This is a genomic window from Sphingomonas sp., assembly GCF_039595165.1.
GTDB lineage: Bacteria > Pseudomonadota > Alphaproteobacteria > Sphingomonadales > Sphingomonadaceae > Sphingomonas.
This window is the reverse complement of the sequence record NZ_JBCNMA010000094.1, coordinates 1-13,238: the sequence shown is the minus strand read 5'-3', so window position 1 is coordinate 13,238 and position 13,238 is coordinate 1. Positions and strand designations below refer to the sequence as shown.

The 13,238-nt window shown below is 67.7% G+C and carries 16 protein-coding genes and 1 pseudogene; 6 read left to right on the top strand and 11 right to left on the bottom strand.

All coding sequences use genetic code 11. From position 1 onward, the window contains the following. Positions 1–365, top strand: a 365-nt coding sequence (locus tag ABDV68_RS14180) for a DUF2332 family protein (RefSeq protein WP_343520713.1), incomplete at its 5' end; no start/stop codon positions are given. Next, entirely contained in the window at positions 362–742 is a 381-nt protein-coding gene (locus ABDV68_RS14175) for a DUF6157 family protein (protein ID WP_343520712.1), read from the top strand. The genes ABDV68_RS14180 and ABDV68_RS14175, both read left to right, overlap by 4 nt. 90 nt (positions 743–832) lie before the next feature. Here ABDV68_RS14175 and ABDV68_RS14170 read toward each other — a convergent pair whose 3' ends face one another. From ABDV68_RS14170 to ABDV68_RS14160, 3 genes are read right to left on the bottom strand one after another with little or no spacing between them, the layout of a single operon-like run. Continuing rightward, positions 833–1,717: an alpha/beta hydrolase gene (locus ABDV68_RS14170; protein ID WP_343520711.1), complete on the bottom strand. Its 885-nt coding sequence runs from the start codon at positions 1,715–1,717 to the stop codon at positions 833–835. Positions 1,718–1,774: 57 nt separating this feature from the next. Then, entirely contained in the window at positions 1,775–2,674 is a 900-nt protein-coding gene (locus tag ABDV68_RS14165; RefSeq protein WP_343520710.1) for a pirin family protein, read from the bottom strand. Next, positions 2,671–2,961, bottom strand: coding sequence for a BolA family protein (locus ABDV68_RS14160; protein WP_343520708.1), 291 nt, complete (start codon positions 2,959–2,961; stop codon positions 2,671–2,673). Before ABDV68_RS14160 ends, ABDV68_RS14165 begins: the two co-directional genes overlap by 4 nt. Positions 2,962–3,066: 105 nt before the next feature. Between ABDV68_RS14160 and ABDV68_RS14155 the strand changes: the two genes are divergently transcribed. Beyond that, positions 3,067–3,600, top strand: coding sequence for a J domain-containing protein (locus ABDV68_RS14155; protein WP_343520715.1), 534 nt, complete (start codon positions 3,067–3,069; stop codon positions 3,598–3,600). Positions 3,601–3,637: 37 nt separating this feature from the next. Here the strand turns inward: ABDV68_RS14155 and ABDV68_RS14150 are convergent, their stop codons facing one another. The 7 genes from ABDV68_RS14150 to ABDV68_RS14120 all read right to left on the bottom strand — a co-directional run bounded on the left by ABDV68_RS14150 (position 3,638) and on the right by ABDV68_RS14120 (position 8,457). Then, positions 3,638–4,462: a TIGR04222 domain-containing membrane protein gene (locus ABDV68_RS14150; RefSeq protein WP_343520707.1), complete on the bottom strand. Its 825-nt coding sequence runs from the start codon at positions 4,460–4,462 to the stop codon at positions 3,638–3,640. Positions 4,463–4,596: 134 nt separating this feature from the next. Beyond that, positions 4,597–5,175: a hypothetical protein gene (locus tag ABDV68_RS14145; RefSeq protein WP_343520706.1), complete on the bottom strand. Its 579-nt coding sequence runs from the start codon at positions 5,173–5,175 to the stop codon at positions 4,597–4,599. A 126-nt stretch (positions 5,176–5,301) separates the two neighbouring features. After that, positions 5,302–6,060, bottom strand: a complete 759-nt coding sequence (locus tag ABDV68_RS14140) for a VOC family protein (protein WP_343520705.1) — start codon at positions 6,058–6,060, stop codon at positions 5,302–5,304. A gap of 211 nt (positions 6,061–6,271) precedes the next feature. Next, the gene (locus ABDV68_RS14135; protein ID WP_343520703.1) at positions 6,272–6,994 is read right to left on the bottom strand and encodes a DUF1428 domain-containing protein; all 723 of its coding nucleotides are present in this window, start codon (positions 6,992–6,994) and stop codon (positions 6,272–6,274) included. 23 nt (positions 6,995–7,017) lie between these two features. Further along, positions 7,018–7,680 carry a glutathione S-transferase family protein gene (locus ABDV68_RS14130; RefSeq protein WP_343520702.1) on the bottom strand — a complete coding sequence of 221 codons (663 nt, stop codon included), beginning with the start codon at positions 7,678–7,680 and terminating at the stop codon, positions 7,018–7,020. 29 nt (positions 7,681–7,709) lie between these two features. Then, positions 7,710–8,204, bottom strand: coding sequence for a VOC family protein (locus ABDV68_RS14125; RefSeq protein WP_343520701.1), 495 nt, complete (start codon positions 8,202–8,204; stop codon positions 7,710–7,712). A gap of 124 nt (positions 8,205–8,328) precedes the next feature. After that, positions 8,329–8,457, bottom strand: coding sequence for a hypothetical protein (locus ABDV68_RS14120; RefSeq protein ID WP_343520700.1), 129 nt, complete (start codon positions 8,455–8,457; stop codon positions 8,329–8,331). Between the two features lie 83 nt (positions 8,458–8,540). On the opposite strand from ABDV68_RS14120, the gene ABDV68_RS14115 reads away from it, so the two are divergent. Together ABDV68_RS14115 and cobS are read left to right on the top strand one after the other, a co-directional pair. Continuing rightward, positions 8,541–9,242, top strand: coding sequence for a helix-turn-helix domain-containing protein (locus ABDV68_RS14115; RefSeq protein ID WP_343520699.1), 702 nt, complete (start codon positions 8,541–8,543; stop codon positions 9,240–9,242). Positions 9,243–9,335: 93 nt separating this feature from the next. Next, positions 9,336–10,343, top strand: a complete 1,008-nt coding sequence (cobS, locus tag ABDV68_RS14110) for a cobaltochelatase subunit CobS (RefSeq protein ID WP_343520697.1) — start codon at positions 9,336–9,338, stop codon at positions 10,341–10,343. A gap of 138 nt (positions 10,344–10,481) precedes the next feature. Here cobS and ABDV68_RS14105 read toward each other — a convergent pair whose 3' ends face one another. Continuing rightward, on the bottom strand, positions 10,482–12,053 hold the full coding sequence (locus ABDV68_RS14105; protein ID WP_343520695.1) for an alpha-N-arabinofuranosidase: 1,572 nt from the start codon (positions 12,051–12,053) through the stop codon (positions 10,482–10,484). A gap of 134 nt (positions 12,054–12,187) precedes the next feature. Here ABDV68_RS14105 and ABDV68_RS14100 point away from each other — a divergent pair. Then, positions 12,188–13,238: pseudogene (locus tag ABDV68_RS14100) on the top strand (cobaltochelatase subunit CobT); the annotation flags it as partial.

The following is a 13,238-nucleotide window of genomic DNA, read 5'->3' as shown; positions in this document are numbered from 1 at the left end:
TCGCGCGGCTGGACTTCGCGGCGCGGTCGGCGGCGGAGCGGAAGCCCGATCTGGTGCAGGCCGACGCGGCGGAATTCGTCGAGGCGGCGCTGGCCCGGTCGCAGGCGGCGGGGACCACTCGCGTGCTGATGCATTCGATCGTGTGGCAGTATCTCGGCGATGCGCGGCGGGCGCGGATCACCGCGGCGATGGAAGCGGCGGGGGCGCGGGCGAGCGCGGAACGGCCGCTGGCGTGGATCATGCTGGAGGCGAACCGCGAGACGCTGCAGCACGAGCTGGTGGTGCGCTGTTGGCCGGGCGGCGGCGAGCCGCACCTGCTGGGCAAGGCGCATCCGCATGGCGCATGGGTGGAGTGGCTGGGATGAAGACGACCAACTATCGCGACACGCTGATCACCGCTTCGTCCGACACGCCGGTGGCGGTGGGGACGATCCCGGAGAAGCCGGAGACGGTGGCGGGCGTGCAGCATGCGCTGCTGGCGGATAGACCCTATGCGATGACCAGCGACGATCTGCTCCATGCGGCGCATGTCGCGCGAGGCGGGGACAAGGACCGCGCGGACTTCTTCGCCAAGCCGCAGGCGTGCTTGCGTGCGTCGCCGCTGGTCAAGCAGTTCGGCTGGGGCATCCATCATGACAGCGAGGGCCGCATCGCGCTGGTGGCGATGGAGAGCGAAGATTATGCGCGGCTGCTGGCCGATCCGGCGGTGAAGAAGACGCCGGGGATGCGGCGGAGTCGCTAAGGCGACTCGACTTGCCGGCGGTTCGCTTCCTCCCCCTCCGTCACGCTTCGCGTGCCACCTCCCCCTGGCGGGGGAGGATTTGTCGTCGCATTAGGCGAGCCAGTCGCGGATCGCGGCGGTGACCGCCTCGGGGCTCTCCCACGGGACGAAGTGACCGGCGTCGACCCTCACGACCGTGAGGTTGGGGACGAGCGCGTCGAGGCCTTCGAGCTGGACGGGGAGCAGCGCCTTGTCGCCCGTGCCCCAGATGACGAGTGTTGGCTGAGTGATGGGCGGGAAAGGGCCGTCGAGGAAGGCGGGGCGCTCGGGTGTCTCGTCCATTCCCGGCACGACAATCGCGCTCGCCCGGTACCAGTTGAGCATCGCAGTCATCGCGCCGGGCTGGCTCCATTCGTCGAGATAGGCGGCGCGGTCCTCGCCCGCGATGGCGGTGGCGACATGCTTGACGAAAGTATTGTCGAAAAAGCCTTCCAGCGCCTTGCCGGTCAGACCCTGGTCGATCGAGGTGTCGCGGAAGAAGCGGATATACTGGCTCGCCTTGCGCTGCTCCATGTCGTCGAACAGCGACTTCTGGAAGACGAAGGGGTGAGGCGCATTGACGATGATCAGCCGCTCGACCCGGTGCGGATGCTGGAGCGCGGCCATCCACGCGATCGCGCCGCCCCAGTCATGGCCGACCAGGACGAAGCGGTCCTTGCCGAAATGGTCGGCGAGCGCGAGCAGGTCGGCGACGGGCTTGTCGGCCGTGTAGTTCGCGACGCCCTCGGGCTTGGACGAGCGGGCGAAACCGCGCTGGTCGGGGGCGATGACGAAATGGCTCCGCGCGAGTTCGGGGATCTGGTGGCGCCAGGTGCGGTGCGACTCGGGGAAGCCGTGAAGCAGGACGATCGCGGGGGCGGCGGGGTCGCCGGCGGTCGCGACGTCGAGCTCGACGCCGGTGGGCAGTGCGATCCGCTGAAGCTCGAAATCCGCCATAGCCTCTCCTGTTTTCGAAGATGAGGTATGGCGGTGCTCGGGCGCGGGATCAAGCCTTCAGGGATAGCTGACCGTCTTGGGCACTTCGGGGATGGGGATGAACTCCTTGTCGTCGCCGGGGACCTTGGGGAACAGGCCGGCCTTCCAGTCCTCCTTGGCTTGGTTGATGCGGTCGCGATCGGACGAGACGAAGTTCCACCAGACGTGGCGCGGGGTGGTGAAGGCCTCGCCGCCGCACAGCATCACGCGGCCGCCCGAGTTGGAGCGCAGCGTGGCGGCGGTGCCGGGGCGCAGGACGTAGAGCGTCTGCGGCTCGAGCGCCCAGCCGTCGAGCGAAGCCTCGCCCATGGCGAGATAGACCGCGCGTTCGTCTGCATCGGCGTCGATCGGGACGCTGCCGTTCGGGGAGAGCTCGATATCGGCGTAGATCGTGCCGGCATAGGTGGTGGTCGGCGCACTGGCGCCCCAGAGCGAGCCCATGATCACGCGGGCCTTCGCGCCCCCCGCATCGACGATGGGCAGGTTGGCGGCGGCGACATGCTCGAACGCCGGGTCCATCTCCTCGAACCGCTCGGGCAAGGCGAGCCAGGTCTGGATGCCCGAGAGTTCGGGGCCGGCGTCGCGTTCGGCCTGGGGCGAGCGTTCCGAATGGACGATGCCGTTGCCGGCGGTCATCAGATTGACCGCGCCGGGCTCGATCGTGGCGAAGGTGCCGATGCTGTCGCGATGGTCGATCGCGCCCGCGAAGAGATAGGTCACCGTGGCGAGGTTGATATGCGGGTGCGGGCGCACGTCGATGCCGGTGCCGGCGTCGAGATGCGCCGGACCCATCTGGTCGAAGAAGATGAACGGCCCGACCATCGTGCGCGGGCGCGAGGGCAGGGTGCGATGGACCTTGAACCCGCCGAGATCGTGCGTGGTCGGCGTGATCGTGTGGATGAAGAGATCGTCGGTCATGCGGTTTCCCCCGGGGCGGTGGCGCGGATCGCCATGGCGTGGACGCGCTCGGTCATCAGGTCGCCGAGCGCGCGGTTGACCAGGCGCTGGCGCTCGAGGCGCGACTGCCCGGCAAAGGCAGCGCTCTCGATCACCACGGTGAAATGCGATTCGCCGCTGCCGTCGTCGCCCATATGGCCGCGATGTTTCGCGCTGTCGTTGATCACGTCGAGCTTCGACGGGGCGAGCGCCGCGGTGAGGCGGGCGGCGATGAGCTGGGCGACGGGGCCGGTGGTGGGATGAGTCATCGCGCCTATATAGGCGGTTTACCCATTGGAGTTCGAGTGTCTCATCAACCCCGCAAGGATCGGCCCAATGCCCGCTTCCACGGCCGCGTGGAAGCGCCCGGCCGGCTGTGCTCGGAGCCGGGCTGCGCCGAACCCGGCGAGTTCCGTGCGCCGCTGCTCGGTGACCGGCGCCCGAGCGACCAGCCGGGCGAGTATCGCTGGCTGTGCCTCGACCACGTCCGGGCGTTCAATTCGAGCTACAACTTCTTCAGCGGGATGAGCCCCGACGAGATTCACGACGCGCAGCGGCCGCTTGCCGGCTGGGAGCGCGAGACCCGCGCCTTCGCGACCGGCGGGGCGGACCGGCCGCCGCGCTGGGCCGACTTCAGCGACCCGCTCGACGCGATCGGCGCGCGCTGGCGCCAGGCGATGCCGGCCGAGCGCAAGGACGGCAAGCCGCTGTCGGGCAAGGACCGCGAGGCGCTGAAGGCGCTGGCGCTGGATGTCGATGCGGACCGGACAGCCTTGCGGCGGCGCTATTCCGAGCTGGTGCGGAAGTATCATCCGGACCGCAATGGCGGGGATCGCAGCCATGAAGGCGCGCTGAGCCGGGTGATCGCGGCCTATCAGCAGCTCAAGGCTTCGCCGGCTTTCGCTTGATGCCAGCACGAACGGGGGAAATGAACGCTTTGAAGGGCTAGCTTCCGCAGCCCCCGCATCCGCCGCCACCGCAGCCGCCACCGTCACCGCCGCCATCCCCGCCGCCCGACGCGCCGCCGTCGCCGCTCGCCGCGCGCATCTTGTGGAAGGCGTCGAACTCCGATCCCGCCAGCACCCCGGTGCCGAACAGCGCCACCGCCAGGCCCATTTCGGCGGCGAGCGGCGCCCGGCGGACGCGGTCGGCCTCGTCGCGCGCCTGGTTCAGCGCTTCGCGGCCGGCGCGGGTGAGCTTGGGGATCGAGACGGCGCGGATGAGCGCGAGGACCGCGGTGACGATCAGCAGGATGGTGAGATAGCCCACCGGCCGGTCGCGCGCGTCGCCGATGAACCACTTGGTCGCGCCGAACACCAGCAGGGTGAGGTAGGGCAGCAGCGCCCAGTAGCGCAGGTTGCTGCGCTCGCCGCGGGTGAGCATCAGCCCCAGATGCTGGAGCCTTTCGAGCAGCGTGTCCGCGGCCGGCCGCAGCGTGCGCTCGATCCGCGCCCAGTCGAGCGGCGGTGAGAGCGCGAGGACGCTGTTCTCCGCCGAGGTCGCGCCGTTGCGCAGGACGACATCGAGCTTGTTCCCGCCGTTCATCGCCAGCGCGCGTCCGGCGAGCAGCCGGGCGACGATCCCGTCGGCGAAGCGCGTGCGTCCGCCGGCGAGATAGGCGAGCTGGTCGGGATCGCGCACCATCTGGCGGCGGCCTTCGGGCAGCAGCCGCAGCGGGATGACGATCCCGGCGATCACGACGATCGCCAGCAGGATGATGTAGAGGGTGAGAAAGGGTCCGCCGGTCCAGTCAAAGGGGCCGAGAGACATAAGAGGTCACTCCCTTGGTTGGTTCGGCGAAGCCGAACCGGTTGCGGCGCCGGCCCGCTCCCCCACCCGGCTACCCACAGGATATTGGCGTTGGGTGGCCGGGCGGAGGGGCGGGAGGGGGGCGAGGTTCAGCACTATTGCTGAACCCACAGAAAGAGCGCGAGCGCGATCAGCCCGATGAACGCGAGCAGGAGCAGCGCGGCCTGCAGGCGCGAAAGGATGAACGCGTCGCGCGGATGCACCCGCCGCGCGCGGGGATCGTCCACCAGCCGCCGCGCGGCCGATGGCCAGATGTCGGAAGGAGGCGCCGCTTCGAACGCCGCCTCGTAGCGGGCCAGGGTATCGGCATATTGGCGGAAGAAGCGATGCTGCTCGTCGGGACCGCCGGCGGTTGGGCCGTGGTGCAGCGGCCTGCCCAGGACATCGGGGCAGAAACGCTCCCAATAGTCGCGGGTATAGGTGAGGTGGAGATGCCAGGCCTGGTCGACCGCGTCGGATGGGGTGACCTGGCCTTCGCCCGTCACCGCAAGGAAGACGAAGCGGCGATACTCCTCGACCACCCGCGCCGCTTTCGCCGCGCTCCAGCCATTGTCGCGCGCGAGCCGCGCGGCAAAGGGGAGCGCTGCTTCGGGGGGACCAAATTCGTAACTGGAAAGCCGTTGCCAGACCGGGTGTCCGGCGAGTGAGGCGGGGACGGAGTCCGCTTCGCGCATCTGATCTCCTATTATCATAATAGGAGATTTTGTCAAGTTGGGCGGGCTTGGAGAACCTGCTCGCCACCCGGGTCAAGCCCGGAGTGATGAGTCGTTCTGGCGGGTGAAGCGGTTGTTGGCGTTGCCCTATTTCGGCGCGACCAGGCCGAAGGCGGCGCCTTGCGGATCGGTGGCGAAGAACAGGCGCTCGCCGCCCGGGACCTCCATCGGGTCGTGGAACGGGGTGCCGCCGAGCTCCTTCACCTGGGCAAAGGCGGCGTCGATGTCGGGAACGCGGAAGTAGAAGTTCCAGGCGACCGGATTCTCCGCCTTCTCGCGCGGCATCATCGCGCCCCACATCTCGCCGCCGCCGCCGCCCTTGAGGAAGCTGTAGTCGCCCCAGGGCATCGGCATCGCGCCGTCCTTCTGCCAGCCGAACACCTGACTGTAGAAGCCGAACGCCGCGGCATCGTCGGTGGTTTGGAGCTCGTTCCAGCTGGCCTTGCCGAGCTCTCTCCGGCCATAGGCCTTGCTCGCCTCGGGCGAGCTGCCGCGCATGACGTAGAAATGCGCGCCCTGCGGATCCTCGACCATCGCCATGCGGCCGACGCCCTCGAGATCGGTGGCCGGCATGTGCACCTTGCCGCCGAGCGATTCGATCTTCGCGACGGCCGCATCGACGTCGTCGACGCCGACATAGCCGAGCCAGGCGGGAGCGGTCGGCATCGGATTCTTCATGATCCCGGCGACATTGTCCGCACCGGCCGACAGGATGTTGTAGTCCATCTCGGCGCTCGGGAACTTGCTCGCCGTCCACCCGGCGATCCGGCCGTAGAAATCGATCGCGGCATCCGGGTCGGTGGTGAGCAGTTCGTACCAGATCCAGCTTCCGTGCGGGTTTGTCATGGGGGAATCTCCTGCTGGGGGATTTAGCTCTGCCAAGCGTGATCCTTCCCCGCCAGGGGGAGGTGTCAGCCGCAGGCTGACGGAGGGGGAGGACGCAACAAACCAGGTTTGGGAGTCCTCCCCCTCCGTCACGCTTCGCGTGCCACCTCCCCCTGGCGGGAGAGGATAAGCATGTTGTCGTTCCCTATTTCTGGGCCGCAGAGGGGCCAGTTCAGTTGGCGGTGTCGAGGATCGGCGCGAAGCCGCCCCACATCATCCGCTGGCCATCGAACGGCGGCTGCTCCTGCTTCTGCATCCGCTCGTCCTTCATCAGCTTCTCCCAGCCGGCGTCGCGGGTCGCCTTGTCGGGCCACTCGATCCAGCTGTAGACCACCGCCTCATCGTCCTTCTTGAGCGTCGCGCGGTTATAGTCGGTCTTGCTGCCGTCGGGCGTGTCCTCGCCCCACGCCTCGACCACGCGCAGCGCGCCGAATTCCTTGAAGACGCCGCTCATCTTCTGCGCCAGCTCGCGATAGGCTTCGCGGTTCGCCTTGGGCACCGGCAGCACATAGCCGTCGAGATAGGTGGCGCCTTCCGAGGAGCCCTCGTCGACGATCGGCTCGAAGCCGGCGAAGATCATGCGGCTGCCGTCGAACGGCATGTCCTTCATCATCTCGGCCGAGTTGGGATCGTTCATCATCTTCTCGTTGGCGGCGTCGCGCGTCGCCTTGTCGGGATATTCGAGCCAGCTGAACAGCACGGTCTCGTCGTCCTTGAGGTCGACCGACTTCTTGAGGTCGTTGACCTTGCCGTCGGGCACGTCGTCGCCCCAGGCTTCGACGAACCGGGTCGCGCCGAGGCCGCGGAACAGCTCGACGGCGCCCTCGGCGTGCTTCTTGTACACGTCCTTGTTGGCGGTCGGGACGGGGGTGAGGAATCCTTCGACGTAAGTCATCATCTCTCTCCTTGGGTTCCGGTTCAGGCCGCGGCGGCCGGGGTCGGCTTGAAATCGGCGAGCTGCGCGGCGAGGGCGGCCTTGAACGCGGGCCGGGCGATGGCGCGCTGGAGATAGTCCATCAGCACCGGCCGGTCCTCGATCAGGCCACTTCCCTCGGCGAGCCGCAGCACGCTGCCCATCGCGATGTCGGCGATGCTGAACGTCCCGGCGAGCCACTCGCGACCCGCCATCGCGTCGGCGAGGCGGTCGAAGCGCTTGCCGGCCTCGGCCATCAGGCTGGGACGGCGCAGCTCGGCCCATTGCTCGCCGGCCGAGAAGATCTCGACGTTCGACAGCTCGAACAGATGCGGCTCGACGCTGTTATAGGCGGCGAACAGCCAGCTGATCGCGGTGGCCCGGGCCTGGGGATCGCGCGGCAGCAGCCGCTCGTCCTTCTCGCCGAGATGCAGCAGGATCGCGCCGCTCTCGAACATGCGGATTCCCTGCTCCCCGTCGACCAGCGCCGGCACCTGGCCCCAGGGCTGTTCCTGGAAATAGGTGTCGGGGCGCGGCCCGGCGGCATTGAGCAGGCGCATCGAATAGGGCAGCCCGATCTCCGCGCACGCCCAGCGCGGGCGCAGGTCGCGGACGAAGCCCTTGGCGAAATCGGGCACCCAGTCGAAGCCCGTGATCTCCACGGTCATGGTCGTTCTCCTTGTTCGGCGCGCAGCGCTCAGGCGGGCACGCTCTCGCCGGCCGCGGCGGCCTCGACCTTGGCGATGTCGATCTTCTGCATCGTCATCATCGCGTCCATCGCGCGCTTGCTGGCGGCGGGATCGGGGTTCTGCCAGATCAGCTCCATCAGGCGCTTCGGCGTGATCTGCCAGCTGACGCCCCATTTGTCCTTGCACCAGCCGCAGGCGCTTTCCTTGCCGTCATTGTCGACGATCGCGTTCCACAGCCGGTCGGTCTCTTCCTGATCTTCGGTCATGATCATGAAGCTGACCGCCTCGGTCTGCGGGAAGATCGGGCCGCCGTTGAGGCCGATGAACTTCTGGCCCGCCACCTCGAACTCGACCGTGATCACCTCGCCGGCCTTTTGCGAAGGCGTGTCGGCCGGAGTCTTCTGCACCGCGGTGACGCGGCTGTCGGGCAGTACCGAGGCGTAGAAGTTGGCGGCTTCCTCGGCGGTATGATTGTACCAGATACAGGTCACGAGCTTGGTCATCGTCTCTCTCCTTGAAATCCAGTGCCGAAAACGTGTCGGACTCGGCGGGGGTATTCCGCCAATATTTTTCGATGAACGGCCCGGCGTTGCGGTCGGGCGAAGGTCGGTCGGCCGAAGCGGGCGGTCAGGCGAACGGGCCGGTGCTGTTGAGCGCGCCGTGACCCAGCATCGCCGCCGTGGTGATGCAGAATGCGGCGACGCCGATGGCGACGCTCTGGGCGACCGGCAGATACTCGCGGAACAAATTGCGCATCGGACTTCTCCATTCGGGGGCGGCGGAGGGGCCGCGAATCGCTTGCTTGATCTTGATGCGCGACTCAGTTATAAAAAGCAACCATGAAGTTAGAAAAAGTGACTCAAGAGGAAAAAATGGCGGAAAAGCGCTGGTACGACGATGCGTGCGGTACCGCCTTGGCGCTGGAATTCCTCGGCGAGCGTTGGTCGATGCTGATCGTGCGCGAGCTGATGCTGGGGCCGCGCCGCTTCGGCGAGCTCAAGGCCGACCTCACGGGAATCAGCGCCAACGTGCTGACCCAGCGGCTCGAGAGCCTCGAGCGTGCCGAGATCCTGACGCGGCGCAAATTGCCGCCCCCGGCGAATGTGCAGGTCTACGAGCTGACGCCGTGGGGCTATGAAAGCGAGCCGATCTTCCAGACGATGGGCCGCTGGGCGACGCGCTCGCCGCGGCACGACCCGACGCTGCCGCTCTCGCCGGTGTCGGCGATGCTGTCGCTGCGCACGATGATCCGCCGCGACCGGCCGGCGGACCTGCGCATGACGCTGGTGTTCCGCTTCCCGACCGCCTCGTTCATCGGCCGTCTCGACCAGGACGATCTGGTGATCGAGCGCGGCGAGACCAGCGACGCCGATGTCGTGTTCGAGACCGATCCGACGCGGTTCGTCACCCTGATGTACGGCAAGTGGCCCTTCGAGGAATCGGAGGCCGAAGGCCGGCTGCGGCTCGGCGGCGACCGTGCGCTGGCGCAGAAGTTCGTCGACCTGTTCGCGCTGCCCGAAAAGCTCGGTCAGAGCGACTAAGCCGTCGCGCGAATGATGCTGCGTGGCACAAGCATCTCGACTTGGCACCGCGCACGGGGCTAGGGACTGCGGCGACTCTGCGAAAGCCCTGTGATGACCGACATCCCCAACACCCAGCCCGACAGCCGGGAAACCACGATCCTCGAAGCGCCCGACAAGCAGGTCCAGGTGCGCGACCTGTTCGGCATCGACATCGACATGGAGGTGCCGGCGTTCAGCGAGGCGGACGAGCGCGTGCCCGATCTCGATCCGGCCTATGTGTTCGACCCGGACACCACGCTCGCGATCCTGGCGGGCTTCGCGCACAATCGCCGCGTGATGATCCAGGGCTATCACGGCACCGGCAAGTCGTCGCACATCGAGCAGGTGGCGGCGCGATTGAACTGGCCGTGCATCCGCATCAACCTCGACGCGCATATCAGCCGCATCGACCTGATCGGGCGCGACGCGATCGTGCTCAAGGACGGGCAGCAGGTCACCGAGTTCCGCGAGGGGCTGCTGCCCTGGGCGCTGCAGACGCCGACGGCTCTGGTGTTCGACGAATATGACGCGGGCCGGCCGGACGTGATGTTCGTGATCCAGCGCGTGCTCGAGACCGAGGGCAAGCTGACCCTGCTCGACCAGAACCGCGTGATCCGGCCGAACCCGTGGTTCCGCCTGTTCTCGACCGCCAACACGGTGGGCCTGGGCGACACGAGCGGGCTCTATCACGGCACGCAGCAGATCAACCAGGGCCAGATGGACCGCTGGAACATCGTGGTGACGCTGAACTACCTCCCCGCCGCGACCGAGGCGCAGATCGTGCTCGCCAAGAGCGGCGAATATGACAAGCCGGGCGGCAAGGAACTGGTCGAGAACATGGTGCGCGTCGCCGACCTGACGCGCCGCGGCTTCATCAACGGCGACATCTCGACCGTGATGAGCCCGCGCACCGTGATCACCTGGGCGCAGAACACCGAGATCTTCAAGGATCCGGGCTTCGCCTTCCGTCTGTCGTTCCTCAACAAGTGCGACGAGGCGGAGCGCGCGCTGGTCGCGGAATACTACCAGCGCGTGTTCGGCAAGGACCTGCCCGAGAGCGTGGTGGGGAAGGCGAATTGAGATTGGGTTGTCCGTTTCAGCAGAGCTGAAACGGTTGCGGCACCGGCCCGCTCCCCCACCCGGCCACCCAACGGCAGTATCTTATGGGTGGCCGGGTGGGGGAGCGGGCCGGCGCCGCCTCAGCGAAGCTGAAAACGCCTATTCAAGCGTCAGCACCACCACCGATGCCGGCGGCAGCGTGACCGACAGCCCGGCCTGATCGATCCGCGCGCCGTCGAACGGCTGCGGGCGGACACGGTCGGGCGCGTCGAAGCTGTTGTGCGCCGTCACTTGCGGCGCGGTCAGGACGAGGCCGCTCGCGCGCGTCGCGGCGAGGCCCTGGATCGCGCTGGTCACGCTCGCCGGGCGGTTGGGGTCGGTGTTGACCAGCGCGACATGGACCTTCCCGTCGGTGCCCCGCGCCGCAGTCGCGCTGACCGCGGGCAGCGCCCACTGGTCCTTGTGATACCAGCTGGTCTTGACCTCCATTGGCAGGAACACGGCGTCCTGGAACGGGCGGTACATGTGGAAGACGTGATAGGTCGGCGTCAGCACCATCTTCGCCCCATCGGTCAGGATCATCGCCTGGAGCACGTTGACCATCTGGGCGATGTTGCTCATCCGCACGCGATCGGCGTGGCGGGTGAAGATGTTGATGTTGAGCGCCGCGACGATCGCGTCGCGCATCGTGTTCTGCTGGTAGAGGAAGCCGGGATTGGTGCCGGGCTCGACATCGTACCAGGTGCCCCATTCATCGACCGCGAGGTTCACGCGCTTTTCGGGATCATATTTGTCCATGATCGCCGAATGCTTGGTGACCAGCTCCTCCATCTGCAGCGTCTTGTGGAGGGTGCGGGCATATTCCTCCTCGTCGAAACGGGTCGCCGATCCCTTCTTCTGCCAGGTGCCGGGGACGGTGTAGTAATGGACGCCGATGCCGTCGAACTTGCGCCCGGCCTCGCGCATCATGACCTCGGTCCAGTTATAGTCGAACGAGTTGGCGCCGCTCGCGATCTTGGCCGGGCGGTTGCCCTGCGGCGCCTTGATGAACTCGCCATAGCGCCGCGTCAGGTCCGCGGCATATTCGGGACGCATGCTGCCGCCGCAGCCCCATAGCTCGTTGCCGATGCCGAAATAGGGGAGCTTCCACGGCTGTTTGCGGCCGTTCTTCGCGCGCAGGTCGGCGAGGGTCCCGGCAGGCGCGGTCATATATTCGACCCACTCGGCCATTTCCTGCGGCGTACCGTTGCCGACATTGCCCGAGACATAGGCCTCGGCGCCGATCAGCTCGGCGAAGTCCATGAACTCGTGCGTGCCGAAGGCATTGTCCTCGGTCACGCCGCCCCAATGGGTGTTGACCTTGACCGGGCGCTGGCCGCGCGGGCCGATGCCTTCGCGCCAGTGATATTCGTCGGCGAAGCAGCCGCCAGGCCAGCGCACGACGGGCACGCGCAGGTCCTTGAGCGCGGCCACGACGTCGTTGCGATAGCCGCGTGTGTTGGGAACCTTCGACTTGGGGCCGACCCACACGCCGCCATAGATGCCGGTGCCGAGATGCTCGGCGAACTGGCTGAAGATGCGGCGATCGATCCTGGCGCCCGGCTTGTCGGCGCGCAACGTGGCGGTGGCGCCGGGCGACGCGGGTGCCGCCTGCTGCGCGAGCGCGGGAATAGTTGGACAAATCACGAGCCCCGCGAGCAGCAGCGCGGCAAGGCCGGATCGATACGCCATCTCCATCTCCCCTCGGTTCTTCATCATATAGTGGAATATTTGTCTGATTATTGGGATAAGTCGGGAAGCGCAACGGTCAATTCGGGCGGTGACGGCTTTTGGACCGGCGCGCGCTTTGATAGGGGTCGCAGCCCATGGCCAGCGACTCCCCCCTCGACCAGTTCCGATCCGTCCTCACGGGGGCTTCGCGCGCGATCGCGCACGAGCCGGAGATCGAGCTCGCCTTCACCGCCGACGCGCCGGCGCAGTCGGGGCGCAACATCAAGGTGCCGATGCCCGGCCGCAACCTGCCGCCCGAGCAGGTCGCCGAGGCGCGCGGCTTCGCCGACGGCTTCGCGCTGCGCATGCGGCTGCACGACGGCGCCACGCATCTGAAGGCCGCGCCCAAGGAAGCGGTGGCGCGCGCGGTGTTCGATGCGGTTGAGACGGCCCGCGTCGAAGCGCTGGGGTCGCGCGGCTATGCCGGGATCGCCGACAATCTCGACCGCGCGCTCGAGATGCGCATGCGCTCCGACCCGATCAGCCGGGCGCGGACCCGCGACGAGGTGCCGCTGTCGACTGCGATCCAGCTGATGGTGCGCGAGCGGCTGACCGGACGCGAGGCACCGGGTGACGCGGCGCTGGGGCTGGCGCTGGTGCGCGACTGGATCGAGGACAAGGGCGGCGCCGACCTCGATGCGCTGGCGCTGGCGATCGACGACCAGGCCGCGTTCGCCCGGCTGGTCGGCAACCTGCTCGAGGATCTCGAGCTGACCGAGGGCGAACTGCTTCCCGACGAAGCCGATGAAGGCGGCGGCGAGGACGAGGGGACCGAGGAGCAGGAGCAGGACGAGGGCGAGGACGGCGAGCAGGAGAGCGACGCCGGCGAGGGCGACGTCGAGGCGCGCGGCGAGCAGCGCGAGGCCGAGACCGAGGACGGCCAGGAGAGCGAGCAGGAACAGGGCGAGTTCGACGATACCGACGGCGAGCCCGGCGACGAGGGCGAGGAGGGCATGATGCCCGTCCGCCCCAACCGTCCCTGGTCCGACCTGCCGCCGCAGTTCGACTACAAGACCTTCACCACGCAATATGACGAGGTGATCGCCGCGACCGAGCTGTGCGACGAGGAGGAGCTGGAGCGGCTGCGCGCCTATCTCGACCAGCAACTCGTGCACCTGCAGGGCGTGGTGACCAAGCTCGCCAACC

Excerpts from the sequence above, each read along its gene's own strand:
- ABDV68_RS14175 (WP_343520712.1), top strand. The coding sequence starts at position 362 with ATGAAGACGACCAACTATCGCGACACGCTGATCACCGCTTCGTCCGAC.
- ABDV68_RS14170 (WP_343520711.1), bottom strand. The coding sequence starts at position 1,717 with ATGGCGGATTTCGAGCTTCAGCGGATCGCACTGCCCACCGGCGTCGAG.
- ABDV68_RS14165 (WP_343520710.1), bottom strand. The coding sequence starts at position 2,674 with ATGACCGACGATCTCTTCATCCACACGATCACGCCGACCACGCACGAT.
- ABDV68_RS14160 (WP_343520708.1), bottom strand. The coding sequence starts at position 2,961 with ATGACTCATCCCACCACCGGCCCCGTCGCCCAGCTCATCGCCGCCCGC.
- ABDV68_RS14150 (WP_343520707.1), bottom strand. The coding sequence starts at position 4,462 with ATGTCTCTCGGCCCCTTTGACTGGACCGGCGGACCCTTTCTCACCCTC.
- ABDV68_RS14145 (WP_343520706.1), bottom strand. The coding sequence starts at position 5,175 with ATGCGCGAAGCGGACTCCGTCCCCGCCTCACTCGCCGGACACCCGGTC.
- ABDV68_RS14140 (WP_343520705.1), bottom strand. The coding sequence starts at position 6,060 with ATGACAAACCCGCACGGAAGCTGGATCTGGTACGAACTGCTCACCACC.
- ABDV68_RS14135 (WP_343520703.1), bottom strand. The coding sequence starts at position 6,994 with ATGACTTACGTCGAAGGATTCCTCACCCCCGTCCCGACCGCCAACAAG.
- ABDV68_RS14130 (WP_343520702.1), bottom strand. The coding sequence starts at position 7,680 with ATGACCGTGGAGATCACGGGCTTCGACTGGGTGCCCGATTTCGCCAAG.
- ABDV68_RS14125 (WP_343520701.1), bottom strand. The coding sequence starts at position 8,204 with ATGACCAAGCTCGTGACCTGTATCTGGTACAATCATACCGCCGAGGAA.
- ABDV68_RS14120 (WP_343520700.1), bottom strand. The coding sequence starts at position 8,457 with ATGCGCAATTTGTTCCGCGAGTATCTGCCGGTCGCCCAGAGCGTCGCC.
- ABDV68_RS14115 (WP_343520699.1), top strand. The coding sequence starts at position 8,541 with ATGAAGTTAGAAAAAGTGACTCAAGAGGAAAAAATGGCGGAAAAGCGC.
- cobS (WP_343520697.1), top strand. The coding sequence starts at position 9,336 with ATGACCGACATCCCCAACACCCAGCCCGACAGCCGGGAAACCACGATC.
- ABDV68_RS14105 (WP_343520695.1), bottom strand. The coding sequence starts at position 12,053 with ATGGCGTATCGATCCGGCCTTGCCGCGCTGCTGCTCGCGGGGCTCGTG.